This is a genomic window from Salaquimonas pukyongi, from assembly GCF_001953055.1.
GTDB lineage: Bacteria > Pseudomonadota > Alphaproteobacteria > Rhizobiales > Rhizobiaceae > Salaquimonas > Salaquimonas pukyongi.
The window spans coordinates 1,096,192-1,108,031 of record NZ_CP019044.1; the positions used below are offsets into that span (position 1 = coordinate 1,096,192).

The 11,840-nt window shown below is 60.5% G+C and carries 9 protein-coding genes; 6 read left to right on the forward strand and 3 right to left on the reverse strand.

Annotated elements, in window-relative coordinates:
- Positions 1 to 30: 30 nt before the first annotated feature.
- Positions 31 to 1,218: a ribonuclease D gene (rnd, locus tag BVL55_RS05275; RefSeq protein ID WP_075997927.1), complete on the reverse strand. Its 1,188-nt coding sequence runs from the start codon at positions 1,216 to 1,218 to the stop codon at positions 31 to 33.
- Positions 1,219 to 1,426: 208 nt separating this feature from the next.
- Between rnd and BVL55_RS05280 the strand changes: the two genes are divergently transcribed.
- Positions 1,427 to 2,260, forward strand: coding sequence for a class I SAM-dependent methyltransferase (locus BVL55_RS05280; protein ID WP_075996028.1), 834 nt, complete (start codon positions 1,427 to 1,429; stop codon positions 2,258 to 2,260).
- A 100-nt stretch (positions 2,261 to 2,360) separates the two neighbouring features.
- On the opposite strand, the gene BVL55_RS05285 is transcribed toward BVL55_RS05280, so the two are convergent.
- Positions 2,361 to 3,581: an MFS transporter gene (locus BVL55_RS05285; protein ID WP_075996029.1), complete on the reverse strand. Its 1,221-nt coding sequence runs from the start codon at positions 3,579 to 3,581 to the stop codon at positions 2,361 to 2,363.
- A 236-nt stretch (positions 3,582 to 3,817) separates the two neighbouring features.
- On the opposite strand from BVL55_RS05285, the gene aspS reads away from it, so the two are divergent.
- The 5 genes from aspS (at position 3,818) to BVL55_RS05310 (ending at position 9,995) form a co-directional block, all read left to right on the forward strand.
- Positions 3,818 to 5,644: an aspartate--tRNA ligase gene (aspS, locus tag BVL55_RS05290; protein ID WP_075997928.1), complete on the forward strand. Its 1,827-nt coding sequence runs from the start codon at positions 3,818 to 3,820 to the stop codon at positions 5,642 to 5,644.
- 22 nt (positions 5,645 to 5,666) lie between these two features.
- Complete coding sequence (locus tag BVL55_RS05295) at positions 5,667 to 6,254, forward strand: GNAT family N-acetyltransferase (protein ID WP_075996030.1); 588 nt, start codon at positions 5,667 to 5,669, stop codon at positions 6,252 to 6,254.
- 191 nt (positions 6,255 to 6,445) lie between these two features.
- A complete protein-coding gene (locus tag BVL55_RS05300) occupies positions 6,446 to 7,291 on the forward strand; it encodes an alpha/beta hydrolase (protein ID WP_075996031.1) in 846 nt (281 codons plus the stop codon).
- A 67-nt stretch (positions 7,292 to 7,358) separates the two neighbouring features.
- Positions 7,359 to 8,735 carry an FAD-dependent oxidoreductase gene (locus BVL55_RS05305; RefSeq protein ID WP_075996032.1) on the forward strand — a complete coding sequence of 459 codons (1,377 nt, stop codon included), beginning with the start codon at positions 7,359 to 7,361 and terminating at the stop codon, positions 8,733 to 8,735.
- Between the two features lie 36 nt (positions 8,736 to 8,771).
- Positions 8,772 to 9,995 (forward strand): MFS transporter, encoded by a 1,224-nt coding sequence (locus BVL55_RS05310; protein WP_156892424.1) that lies wholly within the window; start codon positions 8,772 to 8,774, stop codon positions 9,993 to 9,995.
- On the opposite strand, the gene BVL55_RS05315 is transcribed toward BVL55_RS05310, so the two are convergent.
- Positions 9,982 to 11,829 carry a hypothetical protein gene (locus BVL55_RS05315; protein ID WP_156892425.1) on the reverse strand — a complete coding sequence of 616 codons (1,848 nt, stop codon included), beginning with the start codon at positions 11,827 to 11,829 and terminating at the stop codon, positions 9,982 to 9,984. The genes BVL55_RS05310 and BVL55_RS05315 overlap by 14 nt on opposite strands.
- Positions 11,830 to 11,840: the final 11 nt, after the last annotated feature.

An 11,840-nucleotide genomic window follows, 5' to 3' on the forward strand; every position in this document is an offset into this window, starting at 1 on the left:
GCAGAGCGCAACGTTTCGCCGCGCCGGCAGTTACTCGGCAGCCATGGAAAGGTCCTGCACTTTTTCCAGATCGACCATGACGATGTTGCGGTTGCGGTAGGAAATGCCCAGCTTGCCGTGTTTGAGCTTCAATGCCTGAAGGCCGAACACGTCACGCCGCCAGCCTTTCAAGGCCAGCACATCGGCTTCGTCATCGGCAGCGATTTTTTCCAGATCGTCCACCGTCGCGATGATCTTTGGCGCCACGCCCTCTTTTTCCGCCGTCAGCTTCAACAGCAGTTTCAGCATTTCGGTCGCTGCACTGCAGCCCTCCGGCGCGTTCTTTGGCCGTGGCAGTTTCGGCAACTGCTCCTTGGGAACATCAAGAACCTTTTTTGACAGCTCGACGATGGCCTCGCCCCAGCGATTCTTGTCGAAGCCGCGGGAAAGCCCGCGATAACGGTCGAGATCGGCGCAGGAAGCCGGCGGATTGCCGGATATCTCGTAAATCGCCTCGTCCTTCACCACCCGCCCGCGCGGCAGGTTGAAGCGCTGGGCCTGTTCCTCGCGCCATCGCGCCAGCTCTTTGAGCATCAGCAGTTCACGCGGCTTGCGCACACGCAGCTTCAGCCGCTTCCAGGCGTTTTCCGGCAGCATCTCATAGGTATCGGGCGATGTGAGGACGTCCATCTCCTCGGTCACCCAGTTTGCGCGCCCCTGTTCTTCCAGATTGGCCTTCAGCTTCTGGTAAACCGTGCGCAGATGCGTCACATCGGCGATTGCATAGTTGAGCTGCTTGTCGGTCAACGGGCGCCGGCGCCAGTCTGTAAACCGCGAGGACTTGTCCACCCTTGTGCCGGTTACCTTGAAGACCAGCTGATCGTAGGAAATGCTGTCGCCATAGCCGCAGACCATGGCAGCAACCTGGGTGTCGAAAACCGGGTGGGGGATCAGATTGCCCAGCTTGTAGATGATCTCGATGTCCTGGCGGGCGGCATGAAACACCTTCTCGATCCGGTCATCGGCCATCAGCTCGAAGAACGGCGCCAGGTCCATCCCGTCGGCCAGCGGATCGATGATGTAGCCGGTGCCACCATTGTCTTTCGGCGTGGCGCACTGGATCAGGCAGAGCTCCGGCCAGAAGGTGGACTCGCGAATGAACTCGGTATCAACAGTAACGAATTTTGCTTGGGAGAGGTGTTGGCAGGCGGAGCGAAGATCGTCCGTTTTTGTTATGATATGCATGGGTTACCTTCATCGGGCTGCCGGGAAACCGGCTCACGCCATTTTGAACATATCTCACGCGAGTTTGCAAACCGCTGAAATCAGGGGTGGTGGCTTGGCCTGATTTTCGGTTTGGGGGGCTGAGCGGTCCTCCTCAACCACGTTCAACAGGTACCGTTTTGTGCAAAAGTCCCTGGCTGCTAGGATCGGGTTGGGAGGTGCCATGAAAATTCAAGATGATACCACCGGCTTTGCTGCTCTGGAAAAGCATGAGTGGTCGGATGCGGCCGTCGCGCAATCCTATGCCCGTGCGTTTGCCCAGGCGGCGGATATGGTGGTGCCGCACTTGGTATCTGCGGTAAAAGCCGGGCCGAATACAGAGGTGCTCGACCTTTGCTGCGGGCATGGCAACGTTACTGGCGGTTTGGTGAACAAGGGCGCGAAAGTGACAGGTCTCGATTTCTCGCCTGCAATGCTGGAAATGGCGCGCAAGGCGGCGCCCCAAGCACGGTTCGTTGAAGGCGATGCAATGAATATCGGTTTCGAGGCAGAAACCTTCGATGCGGTCACCATCGGCTTCGGCATGCCACATGTTCCAGACCCTGCAAGGGTTGTTGAAGAGGTTCGCCGGGTGTTGCGGCCCAATGGACGATTGGCATTTTCGGTTTGGTGCGGTCCTGAAGTGGATACAGCACTTGGATATGTCTTCGGTGCCATTGAAGCGCACGGGCACCCGGACATTGCTTTGCCGCCCGGACCCGGCGCAAATGACTATGCAGATCCGGCGATATCCTTTCCGGTACTGGAAGCTGCAGGCTTCAAGGAGTGCCACTGCACAACGGTGGCCTCAATGTGGCAGGTAGATGATCCCGGGGCACCATATGATTACTTCCTCGAAGGAACGGCACGAGGCGGTGCGCTATTGCGGCCGCAGCCTGAAAAGAACGCTGTTGCGATCCGCGATGCAGTGATTGCGCTGGTAATGGAAAAGCATGGCGGCGGACCCCTTTGGAACGTGCCAATCCCGGCAGTGGTTACGGCTGCGGTGGCCGTTTAGCCAGGCAAGTGAGATCTGGTTTGCCTGGTTACAGACTTTCGCGGAATGGTGATGCAGAAACAATCCCGCCACAAAAACCCCAACCAGGAAACAGCCGTTATCAGTCGCGCCGCTTGGCGATCTTCATCATCATCGGAGACGTGCGCAGCAGGCCGATGAAACGGCTGCGCTTGTCGCGCGGTACGGTGGCCCGCACGGTCATGCGCCACAGCGTCATGCCCACCAGCGCGGCGTGAACGATGCTGGTGAAGATGAACAGAACCCCCGGGCCGAAACCCTGCATCAGCAGGGAGGCAACCAGCGGCCCTGAAATCGCGCCAATGGACCAGAAGAACATCATGCCGGTGGCGATCAGCACATATTCGCCTTCCTTGGCGAAGTCGTTGGCATGGGCGGCGGACAGGGAATAAAGCGGCAGTGCAAAACAGCCGAAAAGGAAGATGCCGGTGAAGTTCAGCGTCTCGTTGGTTCCGGCAAACAGATAGATGAACATGCCGGCAAGGACAGCGCCTGCGGAAGCTGCCGCCAGCGCGACGCGCCGGTCGTAACGGTCCGATAGCCAGCCCAGCGGATACTGCAAGATGATGCCGCCGAAAATTCCCGCGCTCATGAAGGTCGCCACCGAGGCAACCGACATGCCGATCGACTGGGCATAGACCGGACCGATGATGCGGAAGGCTGATCCCGTCATGCCGATGGCGATGCAGCCCACACAGGCAAGCGGCGACAGGTGCCACAAAAACCGCATGTCGAACTTGAACGGCCCCGGCGGTTGCGGCCGCGAGCGGTCGGCAAGCGACACCGGTACCAGCGACAGGGTGATCATGATCACCATGACGCCGAAGACGGAAAACCCGCTGATGTCGAAAAGCGGGATCATGAACTGGCTGGAGACCACGCAAACCAGATCGACCAGCCGGTAAATCGACAGCACCTGGCCGCGATTGTCGCTCGAAACCTTGGCATTGATCCAGCTTTCCACCGTGGCGAAAAGGCAGGCAAAGCAAAGCCCGATGATAAAGCGCAGGATGAGCCAGGCAATCGGGTCGACCAGCATGACGAGCGCCAGCGTGGCCGATGCGGTCAGCGCCGCCATGGCGGCAAAGGCGCGCACATGGCCGACCATCTGCAGCACATGCGGCACCACATAGCAGCCGGCCATGAAACCGGCAAAATAACCGGCGCCGATCAGGCCGATGAGTGCTGTTGAAAATCCCTCCTGGCCGCCGCGCACCGCAATCAGCGTACCCTGCATTCCGTTGCCGGCCAGCAGAATGCCGGCGGCGATGAGAAGGGGTATGAGCGGGCGGATCGCTTGCATGAAACCGCGAATCGGATTGGACCTGCCAACTGTTGCGCCCGAAGGCCGCCGATTGCAAGAAGCCGGCATTCAATTCACTGTTTTCCCGCGCTTGCGGCTGGCTGTGCGCCAAAGGCCGCCGAAACCTTGACAAATCACCCCGGAAAGGTGTTTGTCCCGGCAGATTCCCGCTGGCCCGGGCCGAACGCGCCGAGTGCCTGCACAAAAGCCTTCCAAGAGATGAGATTCACGGGACGATGACGCTTCACCGCTACCGCAGCCATCGCTGCGACGAACTCCGCAAGTCCGATGTGGGACAGACAATCCGCCTTTCCGGCTGGGTGCACAGGGTGCGCGACCATGGCGGCGTTCTGTTTATCGATCTGCGCGATCATTTCGGCATCACCCAGGTGGTCGCCGATCCCGATTCGCCGGCTTTCAGCCTGGCCGAGACCGTGCGATCTGAATGGGTCATCCGTGTAGACGGCGACGTCAAGGCGCGCAGCGATGAGACGGTGAACGCCAACCTGCCGACGGGGGAGATCGAGGTCTTTGCCCGCGAAATCGAAATTCTGTCGAAGGCCGACGAATTGCCGCTGCCGGTGTTCGGCGAGCCGGACTATCCCGAGGACACGCGGCTGAAATACCGCTTTCTCGATCTGCGCCGCGAGACACTGCATCACAACATCATGATGCGCACCAGGATCATTGCCGAAATGCGCAAGCTGATGAACGATGCGGGCTTTACCGAGTTTTCAACGCCGATCCTGACGGCCTCAAGCCCTGAAGGCGCACGCGATTTTCTGGTGCCCTCGCGCCTGCATCACGGCAAGTTCTATGCGCTGCCCCAGGCGCCACAGCAATACAAGCAGCTCGTCATGATGAGTGGCTTCGACAAGTATTTCCAGATTGCGCCGTGCTTTCGCGACGAAGATCCGCGCGCCGACCGCCTGCCGGGCGAGTTCTACCAGCTCGATCTGGAAATGAGCTTTGTCGAGCAGGACGATGTGCTGGGCGCGATGGAGCCGGTGGTGCGCGATGTGTTCAAGGCGTTTGCCGGTAAAAAACCGGTGACGGAGGCATTCCCGCGCATTGCCTATGACGAGGCGATCAGGAAATACGGCACCGACAAGCCGGACCTGAGAAACCCCATCGTCATGGAGGATGTTTCCGAACACTTCCGCGGCTCCGGCTTCAAGGTTTTCGCCGGCATTCTCGACAAGTCGGAAAAGAACCAGGTCTGGGCAATCCCGGCGAAAACCGGCGGTTCGCGCGCCTTCTGCGACCGGATGAATTCCTGGGCGCAGGGAGAGGGCCAGCCGGGGCTGGGCTACATCTTCTGGCGTGAAGAGGACGGCGCAGAAGAAGCCAGGGTGCAGGGCGCAGGTCCCATCGCCAAGAACATTGGTGAGGAACGCACCGAGGCAATCCGCACACAGCTCGGTCTTGAGGCGGGCGACGCCTGTTTCTTTGCCGCCGGCGATCCGGCGCAGTTTCACAAATTTGCCGGGGACGCACGCACCCGTGCGGGCGAAGAACTAGACCTTGTCGACCGCGAGCGGTTCGAACTTGCCTGGATTGTCGATTTTCCGTTCTACGAGTGGGACGAGGACAACAAGAAGATCGAGTTCTCCCACAACCCGTTCTCCATGCCCCAGGGCGGCCGCGAAGCGCTGGAAAAGGCGCAGGAGGAGGGGGATGCTGCCCTGCTCGAACTGAAGGCCTATCAGTACGACCTGGTCTGCAACGGCTTCGAGATTGCTTCGGGCGGTATCCGCAACCATCTGCCGCAAACCATGGTCAAGGCGTTTGAAATCGCCGGTCTCGACAAGGAGACGGTGGAGCGCGAATTCGGCGGGCTCTACCGTGCTTTCCATTATGGCGCCCCGCCCCATGGCGGCATGGCCGCCGGTGTCGACCGCATCGTCATGTTGCTGCTGGGCGCAAAGAACCTGCGCGAGATCACCATGTTCCCCATGAACCAGCAGGCACAGGATTTGCTGCTCGGCGCTCCCGGCGAGGTTTCGGCTGCGCAACTGCGCGACCTCAACATCCGCGTCAATCCGAAGGCCAGGGACGCCTGAGCCGTTCACGGGAGCAGGGCCGGTGCAGATCAAGCTTCAAAACGGTTTTCCGCCCGCGCTCAAGCCCGATGCGGCCGCCCTGTATTTTGCCGCCTTCGAAGGCAAGATCGGCGGCATTCTCGGCCGTGACGGCAGGGGCGTGCGCTTCATCGAGCGCGTCATCGATCCCGGCCACGCCATCAGCGCCGTCTCCAGGGACGGCAACACGCTTTACGGCATTGCCGGTTTCAAGACTTCCGAAGGCGCCCTGGTGGGCGGCGAACTGTCTGACCTTGCCGCCATCCATGGCTGGTTCGGCGCGCTGTGGCGCGGCCTGATCCTGTCGCTGCTGGAGCGTGACCTTGAAGACGATGTCCTGTTGATGGACGGCATTGCCGTCTCCCAGGCCGCGCGCGGGCAGGGCGTCGGCACGAAACTGCTGCAGGCCATTTTCAAAGAAGCCGAAAGCCGGGGAAAGAAACGCATCCGGCTCGATGTCATCGATACCAACCCACGCGCCAGGGCACTTTATGAGCGGCTCGGTTTCGTCAAGACGGGTAGCGAACATCTGGGCCCGCTCAAATTCCTGTTCGGATTTTCCTCTTCAGCACGCATGGAGCGGCCTGTCTGACGCCGGTTTTGTCCGGCCAGTCACGGCAATTGGAACATGCCGGCGCTGCCAGCAAATCTGCAACATCCACGAAATGTTGATCTGCGGGAGGGGCGGACCCCTTGCATCGCCGGCAGGAAACGCTAGGAATGCCCTTGCGTTAGAAGGCCCCGACATCAGGGCGGGGCGGAGGAGTTTTCCGGGTTTCATCCATGGTTCGCATTGCACGCGTTTTCGCCGCGCCTGCCGTCATAGTCTTGATTCTGCTTTCTACGCTGGCCGCCGCCGCGCAGGAGCTTAAGGCCGGTGTGCCTGTCGGCTTCGGCCAGCATGTCGACATCTATGTCCCCGATGCCGCCAAGCCCAAGGGCCTGTTTCAGATTCGCAGGAAGGTTCCGGTTCTGCTCTATGTCCATGGCGGCGGCTGGATCAAGGGCGATACCAGCCGCGTCTACAACCTGCCCTCCTTCGCCAACTCCCGTGGCTACATGCTGGTTTCGGCAAGCTACCGCCCGGTCCCGCGCACCAACATCGATGGTCAGGTGAAAGATGTGATCCGTGCCATCAACTGGACCCGCAAGAACATTGCCCGCTATGGCGGCAATCCCAAGAAAATCGTCATCATGGGCCATTCGGCCGGTGCCCATCTGGTGTCCATGGTGGGCGTGCAGAAAAAGGCCGGCCCGCTGCGCGGCATCGTCGCCAACGACGTTCAGGCCTATGACATGGTGGCCTATGCCTCGATCCGCGGCGGCATCGATGGGGTCTATCTGAAGGCCTTCGGCCAAAATCCCGACAACTGGATCAGATGGTCGCCCGTTACCTATGCCCGCCGCTCCAACGGCTTTCCGCCTTTTCTGGTGATGTATTCGCGCTCCCACCGCCCGCGCCGGGCGATCGTCTCGGTAGCCTTTGCCCGCGAGCTGCGCCGAAGGGGCACAAATGTCACCCTGTTTAACGGTTCGCGCTATTCCCACGGCTCGATTGCCCGCGGCATCGGCACCAGCGCGGAAGTTACAAGGGCTCTGGACAACTTCCTGCGCCGGGCCTACCGGTAACGTCTTTCGCTTTTGCCGGCTTTCTGGCCGGCCATCACTACGAGGCGTTGGACCGGGAGGAATTCACATGGCCGTTGGTCTGGGCAGCATTCGCGAACCTGCGCGCGAAATCGGGGTCATCCGGAAAACCGATGTTCTGGTGGTGGGTTCCGGCCCTGCCGGGCTTTCGGCTGCCCTTGCGGCGGCCCGTGCCGGGGCTGAAGTAACCCTGGTCGAACGCTTTGGCTGTCTTGGCGGCAACATCACCGCCGTTGGCGTTGAGGGCTTTGCCTGGTACCGCCACGACAAGACGGTCGAAGCCAACGGCATTGGCCGCGAATTCGAGACCAGGGCACATGAAATGGGCGCTGCGGTGCCCGAAAGCCAGTCGAATTCCTATGAACTGGATTCAGAAGGCTTCAAGCTGGTTGCCGACACGCTGGTGGAAGAAGCCGGCGTTCACCCGATGATGCACCGGTTTTTCGTCGCGCCAATCATGGATGGTGATACGGTTACCGGCATCATCACCGAATCGAAGGCAGGCCGCGAGGCGATCCTGGCCAAACGCATCATCGATGCCACCGGCGATGCCGACGTGCTGCACCATGCCGGCGCGCCGACGTTCAAGACGCCGAAAGAAGAGATGATGGCCGCCTCGGTGATGTTTCATGTTGCAGGGGTCGACAAGGCGAAATTCATGCAGGGCATCCGCAACGATCCCCAGACCTACAGGGACTGGGGCGGCGGCGGCGAATGGAACATCGAAACCTCCGGCAAGGAGGACGAGATGTTTTCGCCCTTCATCAAGAAGCCCTTCCAGAAGGCAATCGAGGACGGGTTGATCCCGGCCCATCTGCAGACCATTGCCGGCACCTGGGGCGCCCTGCACGACACCGGCGAACTGACCTATATGAACCTCATCCATCTTGATGGATGCGACGGCACGGACCCTGATTCGATGACCCGTTTCGAGATCGAGGGCCGCCGCCAGTCGATGATGGCCATCGAGGCGCTTCGGCGCTACATGCCCGGCTGCGAAAGCGTGCGGCTGAGAAATTTCGGCATGACCATCGGCATTCGCGACACCCGCAAGGCCGATTGCCATTACAACATGACCGAGGACGATGTGCGCAACCAGGCCCGGTTCGAGGATTCGGTCGGCATCTATCCGGAGTTCATCGATGGCTACGGCGTTTTGATCCTGCCGACGACGGGCCGCTATTTCCACATGCCCTACCGCAACCTGCTGCCGAAAAAGGTCAGGAACCTGCTGGTGGCAGGCCGCGCAACCGGTGGCGACCGTATTTCCCATGCCGCGACCCGCAACATGAGCTGTTGCGCGGTGACCGGGCAGGGGGCGGGGATTGCCGCTGCCCTGTCGCTCAAATCGAACCGCGAACTCGACCGGATCGACATTGCCCAGGTGCACAAGGAGCTTGACCGCCAGGGCGTGCGCTACCAGTAATACCGGGTTTGGTATCGGCTCTCGGCGGGACAATCGTTGACACCCTTGCAGCGCATACTGGCCGGCTTTTCGCCGGTGGCGATCGGTCTTGGCATCACCATGACCGTTTCCTACGGGGCGATGTTTTATTCCTTCGCCATCCTGGCGCCTGCCATCATGTCGGATTTCGGCTGGTCGCGGTCGGTCGTTTTCGGCTCGTTCTCGATTGCCTTGCTGGCCAGCGCCGTTTTCGCGCCCGTTTCGGGCAGGGTGCTCGACCGGCTGGGCGGACGCCTGGTCCTGTCGGCGGGAACGGTGCTGGCAAGCCTGGCGCTTGCCGCCATGTTCTTTGTTGAAACGCCAATTGCCTATCTTGCAGCGCTGATTGCCATCGAGGCGATGGCCACCTTTGTCCAGTATGAGGCGGGCTTTACCGCCATGACCCAGATCCGCCAGGGCAAGGCACGGGCGGCGATTTCCGCGATCACGCTGATAGCCGGTTTTTCCTCAACCATCTTCTGGCCGCTGTGCAGTTTCCTGCTCGAACACTTTACCTGGCAGCAGGTTTATCTTTGGCTTGCGGCAATCAACCTGGCGGTTTGCCTGCCCATCCATTTGTCCCTGCCCCGCCATGAGGCAAGCCGCAATCCGGCGGCCGCAGCCCATGAACAGCCGCTTCCCGAACCGCTTGCCGGCAGGGATCGCACGATCGCGCTGATGGCGCTTGCGCTGTCGTTTTCGGCTGCCGGGTTTGTCGTGGTTGCCGTTCAGGCGCACCTGCCGCGCCTGCTGCTGGAGACCGGCTATACGGTGGCTGCTGCTGCCGCGGTCGGCGCCATGATCGGCCCCTTTCAAGTGGGCGCACGGGTGGTGGAAGTGCTCTTTGGCCAGTCGCGCCATCCCCTGTGGACGGCGCTTGTCTGCAACATCGCCCTGCTGGCCGGTGCAGCACTGATGTTCGCCTTTGCCTTCGGCGTTCCGGCGGCGATTGCGTTTGCCGTCTTTTTCGGGGCAGGCCAGGGGCTTGCCCACATCATCCGCGGCGCCGTGCCGCTATACCTTTTCGGGGCGCAGGGCTATGGCCGTTTGACCGGCAATCTTGGGTTCTTCCGCATTCTGGTGACCGCCTCCGCGCCGTTCGCCATCGCCTGGGTGAGTGATGTCGGCGGCAACCGCTGGGGCATTGCCGCAATCGTCCTTGCCGGCCTCGTGGCGGTCCTGCCGCTTCTGCCGCTGATGCGTCACGCCGGCCCGGTAGCCCACAAGGCTACGGCGCGCTGATCTCGACGTTGAAGCGCTCGATCAGTTCCGCCGGTTTGACATTGCCGGCCTTCAGCCCTGCACCGATCCCCATCAGTTCCGCCAGGGAAACCGGGTTTTCAGGATTTGCGGTAAGGGTCAGCGTGCCGGAAGTCTGCAGAAAACGGCCCACGGCGGATGCAACGGAGGAAGCAAATTCCGGCGCTTCCAGCGGCGCCATCATGGCCCCCACCATGAACGGAACGGCGGCCAGCATGTCTTCCTTTGTCTGTCCGGACTGGGCGGCCTGCATTTCCATGATGCGGCCCATCAGCGACTGGTCTTCCACCGTGATGCGCATGTCCTTTACTTCCAGTTCCGACATTTCAGCCAGCAGCTGGAAGCTCAACGCCTGGCGGACCTCGTCATCGATGGCGGAGTTCATGCGGCTTGAAATCTTCTGCAGGTTCCGGGCGAAGTCCACGGTGTAGCCGGCCAGCGACAAGCCGAGATCGAGCACCATCATTTCATCGGCGGCAAAGCGGTATTTCGAAAGGGTGAGGTCGCCGCTCATGGCATTCCATGCAGCCTCGATATCGATGTCCATGTTGATGGAATCATATCCCAGCGCCTCGAACTGCTTTCGGCCCTGATCCTTTCCTGGCTCGGCGGGAAATTGGGAAACGGCAAGGTAAAGGTCGTTGAAGGTCGCCGTGCCGGTATATTCCCTGGTTTCATTGTCAAAGCGGGCCACGGATTTTCCACCCGCCAGCCGGGCAAGTTCAGTACCCTCCATATGGAAGGATACACTGCCCAGCGTCGCGGTCATGTCCTTGTCAGGAAAGACCAGATCGCTTCCCTCGCCGAAATCGGGGCTGAACAAGTTGTCGATGGCAACGTCACCCATATCGATCGAGAAGCTGCGGTTTTTTTCGTCGGTGCCGTCAATGCGGAACCCGGCAAATTCCGCGCTTTCGGCCCTATAGCCGCTTTCACCGAACAGCGAAAAACCCTGAACGGAAATCGCGCCCAGTTGAAACGAACCGCCTTTACCGTCTTCGGCGGCCGAGCCGGTCGCTGCATCGGAAGTGAAGTTGTCGACGGAAAAATTCCGCTCGCCGCCAAGATGCGTCAAGCCGGAAATCCTGACGGAGGGCAGGGTAAGGGCAACGCTCTGCTTGCCGCTTGAGACGATGTTGACGCCGGTTGCTTCACCTTGCGCCATGTCGAAGGGCCAGAACGGCCGCTTGCGGTTTTTGATCGGAGGGAAGTTGAAATCCTCTGCTGAAAGATGGTCGATGGTCAGCGTTGCCGGGCCTTTTTCGTCCTGGCCGTCCTGGTCTTCGCTTTTTCCGGTGGTCTGGAAGACAAGATTGACTGCGTCCATGGTGGCAAAGGAAAAGCCGTCCTCGCCGATGACCTCGGTCCCCGAAAGCGTCATTTCCCCGATGGTGATGCGTTCGCCCTCAGTGCTGTTTTCCATCACCACATCAAGGGCCCGGGCACCGTCGCTGCCGACGGTTTCCAGCGAGCGCCAGGTCAGCGTGTTGCCGTCCTTTTCAGCTTCCGCCTGCAAGCCCCTGAAGAAGTCGGTTGCATCGAGTGCAGATGCCGGGCCTGCAGCGAAGACACTGGTGCCAAGCAGGAACGCGGCGGCTGAATGCCGGATGATCCGGCCTGCGGGCAGTGCGGTGACGGAAGATGGCGTAACTGGCATGTTGAACTCCTCGCTTGCCCCAATATCGTCATGTGGATCGTCATGTGGTTTCAGCTTCTTGACGGCAAATCGTGTCGATATGCAGGCACGGGTAAAGGCGGGATGTGAAGAAACGCTGAAAGTTTTCGCTTCAATCCGCCCTTGCCACGAATCAACCATTTCGCTAACCC